The organism is Klebsiella sp. 10 (genome assembly GCF_018223925.1).
GTDB classification, from domain to species: domain Bacteria; phylum Pseudomonadota; class Gammaproteobacteria; order Enterobacterales; family Enterobacteriaceae; genus Klebsiella; species Klebsiella pneumoniae.
The window spans coordinates 1-20,096 of the sequence record NZ_JAGRRB010000009.1; the positions used below are offsets into that span (position 1 = coordinate 1).

The 20,096-nt window shown below is 56.0% G+C and carries 17 protein-coding genes; 7 read left to right on the forward strand and 10 right to left on the reverse strand.

The features are described 5' to 3' along the window. Positions 1-245: 245 nt before the first annotated feature. The gene (locus tag KHQ26_RS10545; RefSeq protein WP_004144085.1) at positions 246-659 is read right to left on the reverse strand and encodes a CoA-binding protein; all 414 of its coding nucleotides are present in this window, start codon (positions 657-659) and stop codon (positions 246-248) included. 154 nt (positions 660-813) lie between these two features. Between KHQ26_RS10545 and mgsA the strand changes: the two genes are divergently transcribed. Further along, complete coding sequence (mgsA, locus tag KHQ26_RS10550) at positions 814-1,272, forward strand: methylglyoxal synthase (protein ID WP_002898432.1); 459 nt, start codon at positions 814-816, stop codon at positions 1,270-1,272. An 11-nt stretch (positions 1,273-1,283) separates the two neighbouring features. On the opposite strand, the gene helD is transcribed toward mgsA, so the two are convergent. Next, positions 1,284-3,338 carry a DNA helicase IV gene (gene helD / locus KHQ26_RS10555; protein WP_211777882.1) on the reverse strand — a complete coding sequence of 685 codons (2,055 nt, stop codon included), beginning with the start codon at positions 3,336-3,338 and terminating at the stop codon, positions 1,284-1,286. Positions 3,339-3,462: 124 nt separating this feature from the next. Here helD and KHQ26_RS10560 point away from each other — a divergent pair, with 124 nt between their 5' ends. Then, positions 3,463-3,909 (forward strand): YccF domain-containing protein, encoded by a 447-nt coding sequence (locus KHQ26_RS10560; protein ID WP_002898425.1) that lies wholly within the window; start codon positions 3,463-3,465, stop codon positions 3,907-3,909. Positions 3,910-3,926: 17 nt separating this feature from the next. Next, positions 3,927-6,062, forward strand: coding sequence for a YccS family putative transporter (gene yccS / locus KHQ26_RS10565; RefSeq protein ID WP_002898422.1), 2,136 nt, complete (start codon positions 3,927-3,929; stop codon positions 6,060-6,062). 13 nt (positions 6,063-6,075) lie between these two features. Here the strand turns inward: yccS and KHQ26_RS10570 are convergent, their stop codons facing one another. Further along, the gene (locus KHQ26_RS10570; RefSeq protein WP_004179217.1) at positions 6,076-6,672 is read right to left on the reverse strand and encodes a TfoX/Sxy family DNA transformation protein; all 597 of its coding nucleotides are present in this window, start codon (positions 6,670-6,672) and stop codon (positions 6,076-6,078) included. Positions 6,673-7,020: 348 nt separating this feature from the next. On the opposite strand from KHQ26_RS10570, the gene sulA reads away from it, so the two are divergent. Next, positions 7,021-7,530, forward strand: a complete 510-nt coding sequence (sulA, locus tag KHQ26_RS10575; protein WP_004179215.1) for an SOS-induced cell division inhibitor SulA — start codon at positions 7,021-7,023, stop codon at positions 7,528-7,530. 352 nt (positions 7,531-7,882) lie between these two features. Beyond that, complete coding sequence (gene ompA / locus KHQ26_RS10580) at positions 7,883-8,953, forward strand: porin OmpA (protein WP_002898408.1); 1,071 nt, start codon at positions 7,883-7,885, stop codon at positions 8,951-8,953. Between the two features lie 131 nt (positions 8,954-9,084). Here the strand turns inward: ompA and matP are convergent, their stop codons facing one another. Beyond that, positions 9,085-9,537 carry a macrodomain Ter protein MatP gene (matP, locus tag KHQ26_RS10585; RefSeq protein ID WP_002898404.1) on the reverse strand — a complete coding sequence of 151 codons (453 nt, stop codon included), beginning with the start codon at positions 9,535-9,537 and terminating at the stop codon, positions 9,085-9,087. Positions 9,538-9,722: 185 nt separating this feature from the next. Between matP and KHQ26_RS10590 the strand changes: the two genes are divergently transcribed. Together KHQ26_RS10590 and fabA are read left to right on the forward strand one after the other, a co-directional pair. Next, a complete protein-coding gene (locus tag KHQ26_RS10590) occupies positions 9,723-11,480 on the forward strand; it encodes an AAA family ATPase (protein WP_020804925.1) in 1,758 nt (585 codons plus the stop codon). A gap of 69 nt (positions 11,481-11,549) precedes the next feature. Further along, positions 11,550-12,068, forward strand: coding sequence for a bifunctional 3-hydroxydecanoyl-ACP dehydratase/trans-2-decenoyl-ACP isomerase (gene fabA, locus KHQ26_RS10595; protein WP_002898398.1), 519 nt, complete (start codon positions 11,550-11,552; stop codon positions 12,066-12,068). Positions 12,069-12,136: 68 nt separating this feature from the next. Here the strand turns inward: fabA and rmf are convergent, their stop codons facing one another. The 6 genes from rmf to rlmKL all read right to left on the reverse strand — a co-directional run bounded on the left by rmf (position 12,137) and on the right by rlmKL (position 20,057). Beyond that, positions 12,137-12,304 carry a ribosome modulation factor gene (rmf, locus tag KHQ26_RS10600; protein WP_002898396.1) on the reverse strand — a complete coding sequence of 56 codons (168 nt, stop codon included), beginning with the start codon at positions 12,302-12,304 and terminating at the stop codon, positions 12,137-12,139. Positions 12,305-12,558: 254 nt separating this feature from the next. Continuing rightward, positions 12,559-13,122: a membrane integrity-associated transporter subunit PqiC gene (gene pqiC, locus KHQ26_RS10605; protein WP_002898392.1), complete on the reverse strand. Its 564-nt coding sequence runs from the start codon at positions 13,120-13,122 to the stop codon at positions 12,559-12,561. Next, positions 13,122-14,759: an intermembrane transport protein PqiB gene (gene pqiB, locus KHQ26_RS10610; protein WP_020804932.1), complete on the reverse strand. Its 1,638-nt coding sequence runs from the start codon at positions 14,757-14,759 to the stop codon at positions 13,122-13,124. The genes pqiC and pqiB overlap by 1 nt, the downstream gene beginning before the upstream one ends. Continuing rightward, the gene (gene pqiA / locus KHQ26_RS10615) at positions 14,749-16,017 is read right to left on the reverse strand and encodes a membrane integrity-associated transporter subunit PqiA (RefSeq protein WP_004147849.1); all 1,269 of its coding nucleotides are present in this window, start codon (positions 16,015-16,017) and stop codon (positions 14,749-14,751) included. The genes pqiB and pqiA overlap by 11 nt, the downstream gene beginning before the upstream one ends. Positions 16,018-16,031: 14 nt before the next feature. Beyond that, on the reverse strand, positions 16,032-17,939 hold the full coding sequence (locus KHQ26_RS10620; RefSeq protein WP_004147848.1) for an ABC transporter ATP-binding protein: 1,908 nt from the start codon (positions 17,937-17,939) through the stop codon (positions 16,032-16,034). A gap of 12 nt (positions 17,940-17,951) precedes the next feature. Further along, on the reverse strand, positions 17,952-20,057 hold the full coding sequence (gene rlmKL / locus KHQ26_RS10625; protein WP_004191110.1) for a bifunctional 23S rRNA (guanine(2069)-N(7))-methyltransferase RlmK/23S rRNA (guanine(2445)-N(2))-methyltransferase RlmL: 2,106 nt from the start codon (positions 20,055-20,057) through the stop codon (positions 17,952-17,954). Positions 20,058-20,096: the final 39 nt, after the last annotated feature.

Genomic DNA, 20,096 nt, shown 5'->3' on the forward strand with positions numbered 1-20,096 from the left:
GTAATAACCTTATTTAAAACATGCCTAACTATATAAGAAAACAAGATCGCATTAGACCGTTTTTTATTAAACCGCATAATTAATATGGTCATCGCAATGAAATAAAAACACCATCTTCGATAAGGTTATTTTTAACCACAGAATTATAAAGCGAATAACGAAACGTTTCGCTAACAGAAATAAATCACCCGCAATTACTCCTTAAAAGAAGGGAATAAAAAACCCCGCTAACGCGGGGTTTTATTTTATTTCGCCAACCCTAGTCGCGGTAGTTCAATGGCCGGGCAGCGATCCATCACTACGCTCAATCCGGCTTCCCTGGCCAGCACCGCAGCCTGCTCATTGATCACCCCCAGCTGCAGCCATAGCGTTTTCGCGCCGATGGCTATCGCCTCCTGCGCTACGCCCCACGCCGCTTCTGAATTACGGAAGACATCAACCATGTCGACCTTTTCCGGAACGTCGGCGAGCGTCGCATACCCCTGTTGTCCCAGCAGCGTCTTGCCCGCCACCTTCGGCGAAACCGGGATAACGTGATACCCCTGATCCAGCAGATACTTCATGACCCGGTAGCTCGGACGGTCAGGCTTGTCGCTGGCTCCGACCAGCGCAATCGTCCGTGTCGAGGTCAGGATGCCAGCAATATCATTCTCTTTCATGGTTTCCTCCTGCTATTTCACCTAAGTGTATGCTAATCCGCAGCAGGGGGCCATCCAGCCTAACCCACAGATTCAGCAAAATTTTCATCCCCGATGCTTGCAGCGACAGCCACATTCAGTAATCTGTTTGCAGGTCAAAATGTGGAATGAAAATATGGAACTGACAACACGTACCCTGCCTGCGCAAAAACATATCGCGCTGGTGGCTCACGATCACTGCAAAGATATGCTGATGAAATGGGTTGCTCGCCATCAGGCGCTGCTGGCGCAACATATTTTGTATGCTACCGGCACTACCGGTAATCTCGTCTCCCGGGCTACCGGCCTGGAGGTTAATGCCATGCTGAGCGGTCCGATGGGCGGCGACCAGCAGGTGGGTGCCCTCATTTCAGAAGGCAAAATCGACGTGCTGATCTTCTTCTGGGATCCGCTGAACGCCGTTCCCCACGACCCGGATGTCAAAGCGTTGCTGCGCCTGGCCACCGTCTGGAACATTCCGGTCGCCACTAACGTCTCCACCGCTGACTTTATTATCCAGTCGCCGCACTTCGGTCAACCGCTAGATATTCTGATCCCGGATTATCCACGCTATCTTGCCGAGCGCCTGAAATAATCGAGCCGCGATTACGGCTTCCTGGCCACGGGCACATCCAGCGCCTGCAGGATCTCGACAAACGGCGAAGGTTGCGCCTTGTTAAATAACAGCCATACCCGGTGACGAGCGCGGGTGAGCGCCACGTACAACAGTCTACGCTCCTCCGCATCCGGAAAATCTTCCGGCTGCGGCAGGAGCGCCTGCTCCATAATCGACTCGCGCGCCGGGGCCGGAAACGCATCCTCCCCATCCTGTAGTCCCAACACAATGACAAAGTCAGCCTGCTGACCTTTGCTGGCATGAATCGTCATAAAATCAAGCTGCAGGTGCGGCCAGCGCGTCGCCGCTTTGTTGAGCGCCTCAGGCTTCAGATGGTGATAACGGGCAAGCAGCAGGATGCGCTGCTCGGGCTTAACGTAACCGCTCAGCTTATCCAGAAGATCGTCCAGCTTGTCGTCGGCTAACAGCGTGACGGCCTTTTTATCACCTGCCATAAGGCTGTTCAGCGGTTTGCTTAACTGATGCGGATTTTGCTGGATAAAGCCATTGGCTATTTCGCCGATACGCCCGTTAAAGCGATAGGTGGTATCCAGCGCACAGCAATCCCCTTCGCCAAAGTAGTGGTTGAATGCGGTGGTCAGAGAAACCTGCGCCCCGCTGAACCGGTAGATCGCCTGCCAGTCATCCCCGACGGCAAAGAGCGTGGTTTGGCTATTCTGCCGGCGTAACGCGGCCAACAGCGAGGCTCGCTGCGGCGAAATATCTTGAAATTCATCCACCAGAATGTGTTTCCATGGGCTGACGAAGCGGCCTTTATCGAGAATATTGACCGCCTGATGGATCAGGCCGGAAAAATCGACCGCATTCTCGGCCTTGAGCGCCGCCTTCCAGTCTTTCATCAGAGGCGACATCAGCTTCACCCGTTTACTGAACAGGTCGCGTACCGCTTCCGGCGCCCCGGCAATCATCTCCGCCTGGGAGCCGCCGTGCATGCGCATCAGGCTCACCCAGCGGTCAAGCCGGCTGGCCATCCGCCGCTGCACCTTTTTGTCCTGCCAGAAGTCCCCCTCCGGCAGTTGCCAGCCCATCTCTTCTTCCAGCCACAGGCGCCAACCTTTCGCCTGCGCTTTTTTCTCCTGGCACTGCTTTTGCCAGCTTTTCAGCAGCAATGCGTGGCGGGCCGCAGTATCGCTTTCCAGCTTACTGATAGTGGGCACTTTTTTGCTGCCCTGCTGAATAATATGCAACGCCAGCGAATGGAAAGTACGCGCGGTAATATCATCTGATGCCAGACGCTCGCGGATCCGCTCATCCATTTCCTGCGCCGCCTGGCGGCCGAATGCCAGCAGCAAAATTTGATCTGCCGCGGCTTCTCCCCGCGCCAGCAGCCAGCCCGCTCGCGCCACCAGTACCGAGGTTTTACCGCTGCCCGCTCCCGCCAGCACCAGCAGGGAGCGCTCGCCGTTCACTACCGCACGCGCTTGTGACGCATTGAGCGGGGACGACTCAACGCTATCAAAAAATTCGCGATATTGCTCCAGCATCGCCTCGGTAAAGGCCTGGTTATGGGCCAGACGCGTCGCTTCAATATCGCCTAACCAGCGCTGACACTCCCGCCACAGCTCCCGGCAGTTATCAAAGGCATCAAGCCGACTGGTGGGCATCGGCAAACCAGTCAACGCATGGCGTATATTATCCTGAACATCCGCCACCTGCTGACGGGTTAGCCACTTGCCTTCTGCGCGAGTGTGCTCGATCGTCGCCAGCTGCTGCTTCAGCACGCCGGCGGCGATATTGCTCATCTCCGTGCTCCACTGCTGCCAGAGTGTGTGTAAATGATGATAAAAGCGCTGCGTTTCGCTCCACTCGGTACCGTGCAAACGCACGACTTTCCCGTCCGGTAGCACAAACTCCAGTTCGCCCCAGACCAGACCGCGCTTACAATGCACTGACAATAACTGATTGAAAGGTATAAGATACTCATGACGATCGCCGGAAACTTTTACCCCGGCGTTCAGTAGCTGCACCCGATCATAAGGGTGCTGAGCCATGCGTTTGCCCAATGTTGTCGCTTTAAGTTCCATATAATGTCGATTTTCAATCAGGGTGGATTGTTTTTCAGTTTAACCGCCCCGGACCAGGTGCTCCAGCGCAAAAAAACGTTACAATCATCAGGTCTTATTATCCACCGGGCAAAACCGAGGCTTTATGCGTACCATTCTGAATATTTTGAACTTTATCCTTGGCGGTTTCGCCACCACTCTAGGCTGGCTACTCGCCACCCTGGTCAGCATCATTCTGATTGTCACGCTGCCGCTGACTCGTTCCTGCTGGGAAATCACTCGCCTTTCGTTATTTCCCTACGGTAACGAGGCGATTCATGTTGACGAGCTCGAGCCGGGGCGCAAAAACGGTCTACTGAACGCCGGCGGTACCGTTCTGAACATTCTGTGGTTCATTTTTTTCGGCTGGTGGCTCTGCCTGATGCACATTTTCAGCGGTATAGCTCAGTGCCTGACTATCATAGGCATCCCGGTGGGGATCGCGAATTTCAAAATCGCCGCCATCGCCCTCTGGCCGGTGGGTCGCCGGGTCGTTTCTGTGGAAACCGCGCGTGCTGCGCGTGAAGCCAATGCGCGTCGTCGCTTTCAGTAACCGAACGGAACACGGACATGATTAGCCCCCTGCTACGCCGCTACACCTGGAACAGCGCCTGGCTTTATAACGTACGAATTTTTATCGCGCTCTGCGGCACAACGCTGTTTCCCTGGTGGATCGGCGAAGTCAAACTGACCATCCCCCTCACCCTCGGCGTCGTGGCTGCGGCTCTGACCGACCTTGACGACCGTCTGGCCGGCCGTCTGCGTAATCTTGCCATTACTCTGGTTTGCTTTTTTATCGCCTCCGCCTCCGTGGAGCTGCTGTTTCCGTGGCCGCCGCTGTTTGCCCTTGGTTTGACCGTGTCTACCATCGGCTTTATTTTGCTTGGCGGCCTCGGTCAGCGCTATGCGACCATTGCCTTCGGCGCCCTGCTTATCGCCATCTACACCATGCTCGGCGTCACGCTGTACGATCATTGGTATCTGCAGCCGTTGTTCCTGCTGGCGGGGGCAGTGTGGTACAACCTGCTGACGCTGTCCGGGCACCTGATCTTTCCGATTCGTCCATTGCAGGACAACCTGGCGCGTAGCTATGAGCAGCTGGCCCGCTATCTTGAGCTCAAATCCCGGCTGTTTGATCCTGACCTTGAGGATGAGAGCCAGGCGCCGCTGTACGATCTGGCGCTCGCTAATGGCCAGCTGGTAGCTACGCTTAACCAAACCAAGGTCTCGCTGCTAACCCGACTGCGAGGCGATCGGGGCCAGCGCGGAACCCGCCGCACCCTGCAGTACTACTTTGTGGCCCAGGATATTCATGAACGCGCCAGCTCATCGCATATTCAGTATCAAACCCTACGCGATCAATTTCGCTATAGCGATGTGATGTTCCGTTTCCAGCGAATGCTTTCGATGCAGGCGCAGGCCTGCCAGAAACTGTCGCGGGCGATTCTGTTACGCGAACCCTATCAGCATGATGCCCATTTTGAACGGGCGTTCATGCATCTCGATGCGGCACTTGAGCGCGTGCGCGCCGGCGGCGCATCCGACGAGCAGCTCAACGCCCTCGGGTATTTACTGAATAACCTGCGCGCTATCGATGCTCAGCTGGCCACCATTGAATCAGTGCAAACCACCGCGCCTGCCGGGAGTAATACCGAGACGCTGCTGGCCGACGACAGACTTGGCGGTCTGAGCGATATCTGGCTGCGCCTGCAGCGCAATATGTCGCCAGAGTCGGCCCTTTTCCGCCACGCAGTACGTATGTCGTTGGTGCTCTGCGCCGGCTATGCCTTTATCCAGTTTACCGGGCTCCAGCATGGCTACTGGATCCTGCTAACCAGCCTGTTCGTCTGTCAGCCGAACTATAACGCCACCCGCCATCGCCTGGCGCTAAGGATTATCGGCACGCTGGTTGGGGTGGCGATCGGCCTGCCGGTCCTGCTGCTGGTTCCCTCTGTTGAAGGGCAACTGCTGTTGATCGTCCTGACCGGCGTGCTGTTTTTTGCCTTCCGTAACGTGCAGTACGCCCATGCCACGATGTTTATTACGCTGCTGGTGCTGCTGTGCTTTAACCTGCTGGGCGAGGGCTTTGAAGTCGCGCTGCCGCGTATCATTGATACGCTGATCGGCTGCGCCATCGCCTGGGCAGCGGTCAGCTTCATCTGGCCGGACTGGAAATTCCGCAACCTGCCGCGGGTGCTGGACCGGGCAATGAACGCGAACTGCCGCTATCTGGACGCGATTCTGGAGCAGTATCATCAGGGCCGCGACAACCGGCTGGCCTACCGTGTCGCGCGTCGTGACGCCTACAACCGTGATGCTGAGCTGGCCTCCGTCGTCTCGAACTTATCGACTGAACCACGCGCGGATGCCACCCAGCGAGAAACCGCCTTTCGTCTGCTATGCCTTAACCACACGTTCACCAGCTACATCTCCGCTCTTGGCGCGCATCGGGAAAAACTGTCCACGCCGGAAATCCTCGCCCTGCTGGATGATGCAGTCTGTTATGTGGATGACGCCTTGCACCATACCCCCGCGGATGAACAGCGGGTGCAACAGGCTTTGAACAGCCTGCAAAGCCGGATCCATCATCTGGAACCGCGCGCGGACAGTAAGGAACCCTTGGTCTTACAGCAGATTGGCCTGCTGCTGGCGCTGCTGCCTGAAATCTGCCGCCTGCAGCAACGGGTCCACGCCCAAACCGAATAACAAGGCTTTTCCGCTACCGGGTAGCCGCCCATTCGAGAAGCTCCTGACGCCGTGGCGTCGGGAGCGCGGCGGCATGTACCCCGGCAATCGCCCCCTCCAGCGCCAGCAATACGCTCAGCGATAAAGAAGCATTATTTACGCGTAGCCTCAGCCATGCCTCCTGCGCACCAACTTCCCGCAACGTCCTAACGTCCGGTATGCCCGCGTGAATCAGCTGCAATTCCATATGAAAGCTGATATTGGGTAAATCCTTCAGGCGGCCCGACGCCCGTCGGCAGTTCTTTTCGCGCTGCGCACTCTGCCACGACAGTAGCGATAGCCGAAAAAGCTGCTGCTCATCGCGCCATAAAGTGTCGTCAATTTGATAATACTTCAGCGGCACTATGCGGCCGTGTCGGCGCAGCGTTAACAGAGGATTACGATGTTCCACCCGATAAGCAGCGCTCTGCTCGCAGGCCTTCAGATAAATGTTCCCCTCGGCCACCATCGCAAACACCGTATCATCAATAGCCAGGCTGTAGCCGCCAAAGAGCGGACGAGTATGCAGTTGACCCAGCGGTGAGACGCAGGCCTGAAATTGCGGGAGCCGCGGACAAACTAGTTTTCTCATGATCATTCCTTTGTTAATCATGTAATTAAACTTAAGTTGTTAACGGATCCGCTAAGAGAAAACATAAGGGACTTCCCGGGCAGCAGCAAGATGATTTTCGCCGACTTTTTCACCAGAATGCGGTTTTGCGAGACGCTTTCAGAAAATCGCAAGCGTTGCAGCAATCGACAGGGAGAAATGAAACCATTAGCGCGCGTTAAGGATTGGATAATGCAGGGGCTTCTTTTGACAGATAAGGAACCACGAGAAGCGATTAAATTCCCGGCAGCAAAATGGCAAATTGCGGTTGATCTTTTCCCCTGGCGAAGATACTGTATATGCATACAGTAACTAAAGGCGGGATAGACTATGTTTACTTCAGCTCACGCAAACCGTTCAGCACAGGCTTCTGCTCCGGCAGGCCACTACGCTCATCGTTCTGGCGAACAGAACACCAATGGGCTGATCAGTGAAATTGTCTATCGTGAAGATCAACCCATGATGACGCAGTTATTGCTGCTACCTTTATTACAGCAGCTGGGTCAACAGTCGCGCTGGCAGCTGTGGCTCACGCCGCAACAAAAGCTCAGCCGCGAATGGGTTCAGTCCGCCGGTCTGCCGCTGTCCAAGGTCATGCAAATTAGCCAGCTCTCTCCCTGCCATACCATAGACTCAATGATCCGTGCCCTGCGCACGGGTAATTATAGTGTGGTTATCTGCTGGCTGGCGGAGGAGTTAACCGCTGACGAACATGAACGTCTCGTTAACGCTGCCCAGGTAGGGTCCGCGATGGGATTCATCATGCGCCCGGTGCGAAATCAGGGCACGCTCGGCAGACAACTCAGCGGGCTAAAAATTCACTCAAATTTGTATCATTGAGTGAAATTAGGATTATTCCTGGAATTTTTTTTACCGCTGGGAAAGGTACAGCGTTTTTTATGGTCTTTTTCGCGGAATGCCTGCCACACGGGGATTTCTGTCTTTTTTTCGTGTACGAAAATCAACCATATTTGTTAAATATTGTGTACACAACCCTTTTTTTTCATATGCCTGACAGAGTTCACACTTGTAAGTTTCGAACTAAGTTGTAGACTTTACATCGCCAGGGGTGATCGGCTTACGCTGCATGTATCAGCATAGTTAACAACAAGTCACGCCCCCGGTGAAGGATTTAACCGTGAGGTCTTTTGTAACTTCATGGCGAATTTTGGATGATAATGAGGCGCAAAAAATGAAAAAGACAGCTATCGCGATTGCAGTGGCACTGGCTGGCTTCGCTACCGTAGCGCAGGCCGCTCCGAAAGATAACACCTGGTATGCAGGTGGTAAACTGGGTTGGTCCCAGTATCACGACACCGGTTTCTACGGTAACGGTTTCCAGAACAACAACGGTCCGACCCGTAACGATCAGCTTGGTGCTGGTGCGTTCGGTGGTTACCAGGTTAACCCGTACCTCGGTTTCGAAATGGGTTATGACTGGCTGGGCCGTATGGCATATAAAGGCAGCGTTGACAACGGTGCTTTCAAAGCTCAGGGCGTTCAGCTGACCGCTAAACTGGGTTACCCGATCACTGACGATCTGGACATCTACACCCGTCTGGGCGGCATGGTTTGGCGCGCTGACTCCAAAGGCAACTACGCTTCTACCGGCGTTTCCCGTAGCGAACACGACACTGGCGTTTCCCCAGTATTTGCTGGCGGCGTAGAGTGGGCTGTTACTCGTGACATCGCTACCCGTCTGGAATACCAGTGGGTTAACAACATCGGCGACGCGGGCACTGTGGGTACCCGTCCTGATAACGGCATGCTGAGCCTGGGCGTTTCCTACCGCTTCGGTCAGGAAGATGCTGCACCGGTTGTTGCTCCGGCTCCGGCTCCGGCTCCGGAAGTGGCTACCAAGCACTTCACCCTGAAGTCTGACGTTCTGTTCAACTTCAACAAAGCTACCCTGAAACCGGAAGGTCAGCAGGCTCTGGATCAGCTGTACACTCAGCTGAGCAACATGGATCCGAAAGACGGTTCCGCTGTTGTTCTGGGCTACACCGACCGCATCGGTTCCGAAGCTTACAACCAGCAGCTGTCTGAGAAACGTGCTCAGTCCGTTGTTGACTACCTGGTTGCTAAAGGCATCCCGGCTGGCAAAATCTCCGCTCGCGGCATGGGTGAATCCAACCCGGTTACTGGCAACACCTGTGACAACGTGAAAGCTCGCGCTGCCCTGATCGATTGCCTGGCTCCGGATCGTCGTGTAGAGATCGAAGTTAAAGGCTACAAAGAAGTTGTAACTCAGCCGGCGGCTTAAGTTATAACCGATAAAAAAACCCGCTTCGGCGGGTTTTTTTTATGCCCTCTCGCCCACTTCAGCGGCTGAGAGCTGTGAAGCAGCCCCCGGCCAGGGCAACCACCAGCAGGCGGGTCGACGATCCTACCTGGCTATTCTTTCCCTAACAGTACCTGCAGATCGTGCTTCAGGCTCGACATTTTGCTGGCATATTTCTCTTTGTGCTCGGCATCTTCAATCAGCTGGACGATGGTTTCAGACAAGGTTTTGCCCCGCCGCTGCGCCAGGCCAGCAAGACGCTGCCAAACGACAAACTCAAGGTCGATAGACTTCTTACGCGTATGCTGATGCTCAGCGTTAAAATGGCGTTTCCGTCGCGCGCGGATAGTCTGCTTCATGCGGTTCATCAGCGCCGGATTCATATGCTGCTCAATCCAGGCATGCACCAGCACAGGTTCATTCTCGAGCGTCAGCAAGTCATCTACCGCAGCTTGCGCAGCGCTGGCCTCAATGTAGCGGGTAATCAGCTCACCTTCCCGGTGCTTCTTTACCAGATATTTCCATTTCCAGCCGCTTTCAAGATTTTCCAGTTGTTGATATTTCATTGCGATCTCAATGTGACCGTGTAACTCATTTCAGGATATCAGTTTTTTTCTGATGTGCTGAATATAAATCATTATTCGTGAAGTCTGCGACCGGGTAATCATCAGGGTAACCATAATCCTCCGTGTGCTCGGTCGCGGCATCAGGTATAATTGCGCGCTTTACATCTAACTAAAAAACAGCGACTTTGACCATTACGAAACTGACCCGAACCGACCTTGCGCCTGATCTGGAAGCTTACCAGGCGCTGTTTGCTCAAGCTGAACTTTCCCATCCGGCCCCCTCCCTCTCGGGCGATCTGCAGCCGCGTTTGTTCTATGGGCTTGAGCAGCTGCTGTACACGCCGGCAGTCTCCTCCTTCATGCTGGTGAAAGCCCCTGAAGAGCCGGAATATCTGCAATGGCTGGCGGCTGAAACCCGGACTCTGCACGAGCCTGCCGCACCGCTTTACGGCGTCCGCTATGAGGTAACCGACGCTCAGGTGTCGCTCGCACCGGCGCAGGGCGCTGAGGATAATTTCGCCAGTACTGCCCCGGTCGTGATGGCCGATTGGGTAGAAGCGGAACAGCTGTTTGGCTGCGTACGCCAGTTTAACGGTGCAATCACCCTCCAGCCTGGGCTGGTCCATCAGGCCAACGGCGGCGTGCTTGTGCTTTCGCTACGTACACTGCTGGCGCAACCGCTGCTGTGGGTGCGTCTGAAAAATATGGTGACTCGTCAGCGCTTTGACTGGCTTTCTATGGATGAATCGCGTCCGCTGCCGGTCAGCATTCCCTCCATGCCGCTGAGTCTGAAAATCATCCTGGTGGGCGAACGCGAATCGCTGGCCGATTTCCAGGAAATGGAGCCGGAGCTGGCTGCGCAGGCGATCTATAGCGAGTATGAAGACACTCTGCAGTTTGCTGACGCCGACACGCTAAAGGCCTGGTGCCAGTGGGTATGGCAGAATGCGCAGCAGCTGGAGCTGCCGGGCCCGGCAGCCGATGCCTGGCCTCTGCTGATCGATGAGGGAACGCGCTATACCGGCGATCAGGAGACCCTGCCGCTCAGTCCGCTATGGATAACCCGCCAGCTGCGGGAAGCCGCCGCCTTCTGTGAAGGCGAGGAGATTACCGGCGAAGCGATGCAGACCATGCTGGCGCGCCGGGTATGGCGTGAAGGCTACCTGGCGGAGCGTATGCAGGATGAAATCCTGCAGGAACAGATCCTGATTGAAACCGAAGGCGAATGCGTCGGGCAGATCAACGCCCTGTCGGTGATCGAATTCCCCGGTCATCCACGCGCGTTCGGTGAACCTTCACGCATCAGCTGCGTCGTGCACATTGGCGATGGCGAATTTATCGACGTCGAACGTAAAGCCGAGCTGGGCGGTAACATTCATGCGAAAGGCATGATGATCATGCAGGCTTTTCTGATGTCCGAGCTGGAGCTGGAGCAGCAGCTTCCCTTCACTGCTTCGCTGACCTTTGAGCAGTCCTACAGTGAAGTGGATGGCGACAGTGCCTCCATGGCGGAACTCTGCGCCTTAATCAGCGCCCTGGCCAATGTACCGATAAATCAGAGCATCGCGATCACCGGCTCCGTCGACCAGTTTGGTCGCGTGCAGCCGGTCGGCGGCCTGAACGAGAAAATTGAAGGCTTCTTCACTATCTGTCAGCAGCGCGGTTTAACCGGCAAACAGGGAGTGATTATCCCTGCCGCCAACGTTCGTCATCTCAGCCTGAACCACGAGCTACGTCAGGCCGTTGCCGACAACCAGTTTGCTATCTGGGCCATTGACGATATTACCGAAGCGCTGCCGATGTTGACCCAGCTGATGTGGGACGGTGAAGGACAGACGCTGCGACAAACCATTCAGGAGCGGATAGCGCAGGCGACCCAGCAAGAGACTCGCCATCGTTTTCCGTGGCCGCTACGCTGGTTAGGTGGGACAAGTTCTAACTGATCGGACTTGTTCAGCTTACACGTGTTAGCTATCCTGCGTCCCGAACTTAAAATAAGGCTTACTGAAAACATGGTAGATAAACGCGAATCCTATACAAAAGAAGATCTTCTTGCCTCTGGTCGTGGTGAACTGTTCGGCGCGAAAGGCCCGCAGTTACCGGCACCAAACATGCTGATGATGGACCGCGTCATCAAAATGACCGAAACCGGTGGTAACTACGATAAAGGTTATGTTGAGGCAGAACTCGACATCAATCCTGACCTGTGGTTCTTCGGTTGCCACTTTATCGGCGATCCGGTGATGCCGGGCTGCCTGGGCCTGGATGCTATGTGGCAGCTGGTCGGGTTCTATCTTGGCTGGCTGGGCGGCGAAGGCAAAGGCCGCGCGCTGGGCGTTGGCGAAGTGAAATTTACCGGTCAGGTTCTGCCGACCGCGAAAAAAGTCACCTACCGTATCCACTTCAAGCGCATTGTTAACCGTCGTCTGATTATGGGACTTGCGGATGGTGAAGTGCTGGTTGACGATCGTCTGATCTACACCGCGAACGATCTGAAAGTGGGTCTGTTCCAGGATACTTCCGCTTTCTGATAACATTCAGCAGCGATTAAAAGGCGAAGCCCCCGCTATGCGGAGGCTTCTTTTTTAAAGAGACAGTGTCAGGCCGTTAGTACCCTGTCCTCCATGGCTTCTCGCCAGCCTCCCAGCCACCATGAGCGTTGATTCAGGCTCTGGTATGGACACATTTCTTTCGATCTTCCCGCGATACCCGCCTGATATCCGCGTTGGTGTGCCCGTTCCAGGCGATCTCGTTTTTGTCTCTTCATGCCTCGTTTCCCTCATTCTTTGATCTGGTGGAAAAGAAAACAGTGGTCGCAAATTGTGCAGCCACGGGTTACGAATACCGCGAAAAGAAGGCAACGTCAATGCGCAAAATTCACGCCAGTGTCATATTTGTGACCTATATAAGAGTTCATTTTTTGTTCGCTCGGCGTAGCCGCCGGTAACGAACTGACCTGGCAAAAAAAAATGCCGCGCGGCCCAGGTGAACCACGCGGCAGATCATTATGATGAATTTTACTTATGGCAGACGATTAAGCTCGCTGGCAATGGCAGCCGCCTCCTGGCTCCACGCCTGCGCCAGGGTCTTGACCATCGCGTCATAACCATCCTGTTCCTGCCTGAGGACGATGTTAAACGGGCGCTTAATCAGCTGTCCCTGATGCTTCAGCAGCCACTCACCGCTAACGATAACCCGCCCGTCATAGCGACCATGAAAGCCATTGACCGCAACGTTGAGGGTATCCTGCTCGCTCCCCAGCGGCTGGGACGACACTACCCAGCCGGGCAACTGCTGGCTGAGATTTGCCACCAGCGTAGTGCGCAGCTGCTGATCCAGCGGACTGGCCCACAGATTATTATTGGCGATCACATACTGCACGTCGGTGGTCTGATAGACCACCCCGTTACCCGCCAGATAATCCGGGATGCTGACCTGCTCTACCCACAGCAGACGTGCCCCCTGACTGGCGGCGCTCTGCGCGCCGCCCTGCACAACCGGTAGCTGATAGTATGTCTTGCTTTCCCCGCCGCTACTGCACGCCGTCAGTACGCATACGGCTGCCGCCAGTAACCATTTTTTCATTATTTCGCTCCCTTCGGCTGTGGATCTTTTTTATCCTTCGCCTCAAATACCAGCGCATTGCTCTTATCATTTAGCGTTTTCAGAACCGGCTGCAGCTCACGCAGCACCTGATCCAGACGCTGCATATCGGCCACCATCTTATTGTAGGCCGCAGAGCCCGGCTGGAAGCCCTGCATGCTACGGTTCAGTTCACGCAGCGTCGTCTGCATATCGGCGGGCAGCTGCTGCATTGACTGGCTGGAGGTGATCTTGTTCAGATTATCCAGCGTGGTCTGCACGTGCTGCATCGTCTTCTCGCTCTGCGCCAGGGTGCTGGTCGCCTGCTCCAGCAGCGGATTAATCGGCAGGTTATTAATCTTATCCAGCGCATCCATCAGACGCTGCTGGATCTGTGCCAGTCCACCGCTGATGGTCGGGATAATCGGATAGCCGTTAAACTCCTGTATTTTCCCGCGCGGGGGCGCCTTCGGATAGAAGTCGAGATCGATATACAGCGCGCCGGTCACCAGGTTACCGGTTTTCAGCGAGCCGCGCAGTCCGCGGTTGATCAGATCGTCAATGTGGGCGCGAATATTCGGATCGCCGCCAAGCTGATTAATCAGCCGTTGCGGTTCAACCCGCACTTCCACTGGAATACGATAGTCATCGTTCAAACGCTGCTTCAGCCCCGGAATAAAGAACGGCACTTTGCCGACGGTGCCCAGACGGATACCGCGGAACTCCACCGGCGCGCCCGGCTGCAGGCCGCGAACCGAGTCTTTGAAGAACATGACGTAATCGATATGCTCGGTAAAGACTGAATCCTGGATGCTCTTCTGATCGTCAAACAGATGGTATTCCGTTTTATTCGCCACCGGCTCGCCGAGGTCCAGTCCTTCAGGAATATCGAAGCTCACCCCGCCGCCAAACAGCGTCGACAGCGAGCCCATCTCGACGCGCATCCCCGCCGAGGTCAAATCTACAGCGATCCCGCTGTCTTTCCAGAAACGAACGTTGGTGGTCACCAGGCGATCGTTAGGCGCATTGATGAACAGCTGGTAAGTTATACGACGTTTCTGCGTGTCGAAGGTGCTGGTTTCCACTGACCCCACGCGATAGCCGCGGAACAACACCGGATCGCCCGGCGACAGCTGGCCCGCCTTGCTGCTTTCCAGCAGAATACGGATCCCCTTGGCATCCGGCGAGGCCAGCGGCGGAGAATCCAGTAGCGGATACTGCGCTGGCACCGAACCTTTCGTTCCCGGCTGCAGTTCAATATAGGCCCCGGACAACAATGTCCCAAGACCGCTGATCCCCTCGCGCCCAACCTGCGGCTTTACCACCCAGAAGACGGAATCGTCGTGCAGCAGCTTCTGCATCCCGGAATTGAGGCGGGCTTTGATTTCCACGTGGGTGAGATCGTCGGTCAGCGTCGCGCTCTCCACCACCCCAACGTCTACGCTGCGGCTCTTGATCCGGGTTTTTCCCCCTTCAATCCCTTCCGCATTGGTGGTGATCAGCGTGACCTCAGGCCCCTGATGGCTGTAATGATAAAACAGGATCCATGCCCCGATCAGCGCAGTGACGATAGGGAAGATCCACACCGGTGACCAGTTCTTCACCTTCTGCACTTTCGCTTCTCCGCTCTTATTTTCCATGTTGTTGTATTTCCTCATGGCTTGAATCTGGCTCACGATCCCACAGTAAACGGGGATCAAACGTCATGGCTGAAAACATGGTCATCACCACCACCAGCGCAAACATGACCGCGCCGATGGCTGGATAGATATTCATTAACCCTCCCATGCGGACCAGCGCAGAAAGCACGGCGATGACAAAAACGTCAATCATTGACCAGCGGCCAACAAATTCCACCACCTCATAGATCAGATGCATGCGCTCCGAATCTCGCGCGCCGTTGCCGTTGGCGTTCCAGCATAACCAGGCGATAGCGATCATCTTCAGCGTCGGCACCATAATACTGGCGATAAAGATCACCAGCGCCACCGGATATGAACCTTCACTCCACAGTAAAATCACCCCGGCCATAATGGTCGATGGCATTTTATCGCCCAGCAGATCGGTGATCATGATCGGCATAATGTTGGCAGGGAGATAAAGGATAAATGACGTCACCAGCAGCGCCAGCGTCCACTGCAGGCTATTTTTGCGCCGCGCCGTTCCTTTACTGTTACAGCGCGGGCAGACGGTCTGATCGACCGGCAACACCGCCGTACAGCAGGCACAGGAGCGCAGCCCCTGACGGATACCGGTCACCCCGACCTTCAGCGGCTGGGTAATGGCCGGCATGGGGGCAATATCATCCCATAGCCAGCGGCGGTCGACGCACTGAAAAGTACGTAACTGCAGCAGGCAAAACATACACCAGGGAACAAAGCTCAGACCGATGCCGATATCACCGTAGGCCATCAGCTTGACGAAGCTCACCAGTACGCCGGCAAGAAAGATCTCCGCCATGCCCCAGGTTTTCAGTTGAAAGAGAATTCGCGCAAGGAACGTCTTCAGGCCGGCAGGCATTCTGACCCGATTAACCAGCAGCAAAATGGTGACCAGGCAAAACGCCGGCACTAATTGAACAAAGAGTAAAAAGAAAGTCCCGAGACTGGCGTAATCCTCGGTAAACAGTACGTTGGGAATTTCCAGCAGCTCTATTTCGCTACTGATGCCGCCCACTTTCATATAGATAAAAGGGAACAGGTTGGCCAGCAGCAGCATAAACAGCGCGACCAGCGCATACGCCGTGGGACGCTGGCGAGGCGCGTCCCACGTGGTGGTTAACGTTGTACCGCAGCGCGGGCAGGCGGCTTTCTGGCGATGCTCAAGCTGCGGCAAAGCCACCAGCAAATCACATTGGGGACATAGAATATGTCGCGCAGCATGATGATGATCGCACATGACAACTCCTCGGCTCAGGCGCCGTTCTTTAATCCTTCGAGATATTCCCAGCGTTCAAAGGCCGCTTCCAGCGCCTGCTCCGCTTCGGCCAGCTGCGCCAGCACCTGCTGCGTGCGATCGTGCGGTTGCCCGAAGAAATCGGGATCGGCAACCTGATCCTGCAGCGTCTGCAGTTCGGCCTCGAGAGCCTCCAGCTTCTGCGGCAGTTGTTCCAGCTCGCGCTGCAGGTTATAGCTTAGTTTGTTCCCGCCGCGTTTGACAGTTTCTGCTTTTGGCTGAGCGACTTCCGTCGTTTTTTTAACGACCGTCTGCTTTTGCGCCAAAGACTGGGCCTGCTGACCGCGGGCGTCGTGATAGCCGCCGACGTACTGGCCAATACGACCGCCGCCTTCGAAGATCCAGCACTCGGTCACGGTATTGTCGACAAACTGACGATCGTGGCTCACCAGCATCACGGTCCCCTGATAACCATCGATCAGCTCTTCCAGCAGCTCCAGCGTTTCAACATCGAGGTCGTTAGTCGGTTCATCAAGGATCAGCAGATTGCTGGGTTTCAGGAACAGCCGGGCCAGCAGCAGGCGGTTACGTTCCCCTCCGGAAAGCGCACGTACCGGGGTCATCGCTCGTTTCGGATGGAACAGGAAGTCCTGTAGATAACCCAGCACATGGCGTGGCTTACCGTTAACCATTACCTCCTGTTTGCCTTCCGCCAGGTTGTCCATCACCGTTTTATCCGGATCCAACTCCGCGCGGTGCTGGTCGAAGTAGGCGACCTCCAGCTTGGTGCCAACATGGATCCGCCCGCTGTCGGCCTGCAGCTGGCCGAGCATCAGCTTCAGCAACGTGGTTTTCCCGCAGCCGTTGGGGCCGATCAGGGCGATCTTGTCGCCGCGCTGGATCTGTGCGGAGAAATCCTTCACCAGCACTTTGCCGTCAACCTGATAGTTGACGTTTTCCATCTCAAAGACGATTTTGCCGGAACGGGAAGCCTCCTCAACCTGCATCTTCGCGCTGCCCATCACTTCCCGACGCTCACCGCGCTCGCGGCGCATCGCCTTCAGCGCGCGGACTCGGCCTTCGTTACGGGTCCGGCGCGCTTTGATACCCTGACGGATCCACACCTCTTCCTGGGCCAGCTTGCGGTCAAATTCCGCATTCTGCAGTTCTTCGACCCGCAGGGCTTCTTCTTTATCGAGGAGATACTGATCGTAATTTCCCGGATAGGTCACCAGCTTGCCACGATCGAGGTCGACAATGCGCGTCGCCATATTGCGGATAAAGGAACGGTCATGCGAAATAAAGATAATCGTGCCTTTAAAGGTTTTCAGGAACCCTTCCAGCCAGTCGATGGTTTCGATATCGAGGTGGTTAGTGGGCTCATCCAGCAGCAGCACGCGCGGCCCACTGACCAGGGCGCGGCCCAGCGCCGCTTTACGTAGCCAGCCACCGGACAGCGACGCCAGCTGCGCATTGGCGTCAAGGCCCAGCTGCTCAATCACTTCGTTAATGCGGCTGTCCAGCTGCCATAGTCCCAGGTTATCGAGCTGCTCCTGCAGGCGCGCCAGTTCATTTAAATTTTTGTCGCTCGGATCGGTCATCACCTGATGCGACACGTCATGGTAGGCTTTCAGATAAGCCGCCTGCTCGGCGATCCCTTCGGCGACAAAATCGTACACCGTACCAGCAACGTTCCGCGGCGGATCCTGCTGCAGACGCGCCACGATCAGGTCCTGTTCATAAATGATGCGTCCGTCATCCAGCCCCTGTTCGCGGTTGAGGATCTTCATCAGGGTAGATTTACCGGCGCCGTTGCGTCCGACGAGGCAGACGCGTTCGTTATCTTCAATATGCAGCTCGGCATTATCCAGCAGCGGCGCATCGCTGAAGGAAAGCCAGGCGCCGTGCATACTAATCAGTGACATTATTTATTCCTTTCAGGCTGCGGTAATCAGCCAGCAGTTGTGGATCTGACGGTTGCGGGCAAAATCCTGCGACAGCGTTTTTTGCGAAATCTCTTGCGCCTTCAGGCCAAGCGCCGCCAGCCCGTCATGATCCATACGGAAACCGCGTTTGTTATTCGAGAACATAATGGTGCCGCCTTTACGCAGCAGACGTTTTAGATCGGTCATCAGGCGAATGTGATCGCGCTGGACGTCAAACGCATCTTCCATTCGTTTGGAGTTGGAAAAGGTCGGCGGATCGATAAAGATCAGATCGAACTGCTCGGTGCTCTCCCGCAGCCAACCCAGCACGTCCGCCTGCATCAGGCGATGCGCGCGGCCGGTCAGGCCATTGAGACGCAGGTTGCGTTCCGCCCACTCCAGGTAGGTGCGTGACATATCCACCGTGGTGGTGGATCGCGCACCGCCGAGGCCTGCGTGGACGCTGGCGCTGCCGGTATAGGAGAACAGGTTCAGGAAGTCCTTACCTTTACTCATCTGGCCGAGCATGCGACGGGCGATACGGTGGTCGAGGAACAGACCGGTATCCAGGTAGTCGGTGAGGTTGACCCACAGGCGCGCGTTATACTCCTGTACCTCAATAAAGTCGCCCTTCTCCGCCATCTTCTGATACTGGTTTTTCCCCTTCTGCCGTTCACGGGTTTTCAGCACCAGCTTGTTAGGCGCCATGTCCAGTACGGCGATAGTCGCAGCGATGATGTCGAACAGACGCTGGCGCGCCTTATGCGCGTCGACGGTTTTCGGCGGGGCATACTCCTGGACCACCACCCAGTCGGCATAGCGGTCAATGGCCACGTTGTATTCCGGTAGATCAGCATCGTACAGGCGATAGCATTCGATTCCTTCCTGGCGGGCCCATTTTTCAAACTTCTTCAGGTTCTTACGCAGACGGTTAGCAAAATCCTCCGCCAGCATCGCCGGCTTGCCGCCTTCGCTCTCCGCCAGGTGATAATTCTTCTGCACGCAGTCCAGCGGGCCGTTCTTGGCTTTAAACTGCTTGTCGGCACGCAGCTGCAGGCAACTCAGCAGCTCCGGCGAAGCGCTGAATACCGACAGGTTCCAGCCGCCGAACTGACTTTTCATTATCCGGCCAAGCAGGCTGTGCAGAGCGATCAGCGCTGGCTCGCTTTCCAGACGTTCGCCGTACGGCGGGTTACTGATCACCGTCCCGTACGGGCCTTTCGGCAGCGGGTTGTTCAGTTGGGCGACGTCTTTCACGTCAAAATCGATCAGCTCGCCAATGCCGGCGCGGCGGGCGTTGCGGCGCGCGCGCTCGATTACGCGCGCGTCGACGTCTGAGCCGTAGAAGCGTGACTCATACGCTGCCAATCCCTGACGAGCGCGGGTTTGCGCTTCCGCCTTCACCTCTTTCCAGATGCCGTCATCGTGCTGCGCCCAGCCGCCAAAGCCCCAGTGGCCGCGGTGCAGGCCCGGCGCGCGGTCGGTCGCCAGCATCGCCGCTTCAATCAGCAGGGTACCGGAGCCGCACATCGGATCGAGCAGCGGCGTACCCGGTACCCAGCCAGAGCGCATGACGATCGCCGCCGCGAGATTTTCTTTGATCGGCGCCATTCCGGTACCATCGCGATAGCCGCGCAGGTGCAGGCCTTCGCCGCTCAGATCCAGCGAGATGTGCGCCGTCTCTTTGTTCAGCCAGACGTTGATCCGCAGATCGGGCGACTCACGATCGACGTTCGGGCGCGGTAGATTCTTACGGGTGAAGCTGTCGACAATGGCGTCTTTAACCTTCAGCGCGCCGTACTGGCTGTTACGGATCTCGTCATTGAGGCCGCTAAAATGCACCGCGAAGGTGGCGCCAGGGTTGAACATCTCCGTCCACGGAATGGCCTGTACGCCGAGGTACAGATCCAGATCGCTGTATACGCGACATTCGCCCAGCGGCAGCATGATGCGCGAAGCCAGCCGGCTCCACATCAGGCTTTGATACAGCAGGCGCGTATCCCCCTGAAAATGGACCCCGCCCTGGACTACCTGGCAGTCCGTCGCGCCAAGCCCTTCCAGTTCAGTTTTTAACAGCTCTTCCAGCCCACGAGCCGTACTGGCAAACAGAGAATTCATATCGTCACTTTTACTTAAAGAAAATTGGTGCGCATTATA

Excerpts from the sequence above, each read along its gene's own strand:
- KHQ26_RS10545 (WP_004144085.1), bottom strand. The coding sequence starts at position 659 with ATGAAAGAGAATGATATTGCTGGCATCCTGACCTCGACACGGACGATT.
- mgsA (WP_002898432.1), top strand. The coding sequence starts at position 814 with ATGGAACTGACAACACGTACCCTGCCTGCGCAAAAACATATCGCGCTG.
- helD (WP_211777882.1), bottom strand. The coding sequence starts at position 3,338 with ATGGAACTTAAAGCGACAACATTGGGCAAACGCATGGCTCAGCACCCT.
- KHQ26_RS10560 (WP_002898425.1), top strand. The coding sequence starts at position 3,463 with ATGCGTACCATTCTGAATATTTTGAACTTTATCCTTGGCGGTTTCGCC.
- yccS (WP_002898422.1), top strand. The coding sequence starts at position 3,927 with ATGATTAGCCCCCTGCTACGCCGCTACACCTGGAACAGCGCCTGGCTT.
- KHQ26_RS10570 (WP_004179217.1), bottom strand. The coding sequence starts at position 6,672 with ATGAGAAAACTAGTTTGTCCGCGGCTCCCGCAATTTCAGGCCTGCGTC.
- sulA (WP_004179215.1), top strand. The coding sequence starts at position 7,021 with ATGTTTACTTCAGCTCACGCAAACCGTTCAGCACAGGCTTCTGCTCCG.
- ompA (WP_002898408.1), top strand. The coding sequence starts at position 7,883 with ATGAAAAAGACAGCTATCGCGATTGCAGTGGCACTGGCTGGCTTCGCT.
- matP (WP_002898404.1), bottom strand. The coding sequence starts at position 9,537 with ATGAAATATCAACAACTGGAAAATCTTGAAAGCGGCTGGAAATGGAAA.
- fabA (WP_002898398.1), top strand. The coding sequence starts at position 11,550 with ATGGTAGATAAACGCGAATCCTATACAAAAGAAGATCTTCTTGCCTCT.
- rmf (WP_002898396.1), bottom strand. The coding sequence starts at position 12,304 with ATGAAGAGACAAAAACGAGATCGCCTGGAACGGGCACACCAACGCGGA.
- pqiC (WP_002898392.1), bottom strand. The coding sequence starts at position 13,122 with ATGAAAAAATGGTTACTGGCGGCAGCCGTATGCGTACTGACGGCGTGC.
- pqiB (WP_020804932.1), bottom strand. The coding sequence starts at position 14,759 with ATGGAAAATAAGAGCGGAGAAGCGAAAGTGCAGAAGGTGAAGAACTGG.
- pqiA (WP_004147849.1), bottom strand. The coding sequence starts at position 16,017 with ATGTGCGATCATCATCATGCTGCGCGACATATTCTATGTCCCCAATGT.
- KHQ26_RS10620 (WP_004147848.1), bottom strand. The coding sequence starts at position 17,939 with ATGTCACTGATTAGTATGCACGGCGCCTGGCTTTCCTTCAGCGATGCG.
- rlmKL (WP_004191110.1), bottom strand. The coding sequence starts at position 20,057 with ATGAATTCTCTGTTTGCCAGTACGGCTCGTGGGCTGGAAGAGCTGTTA.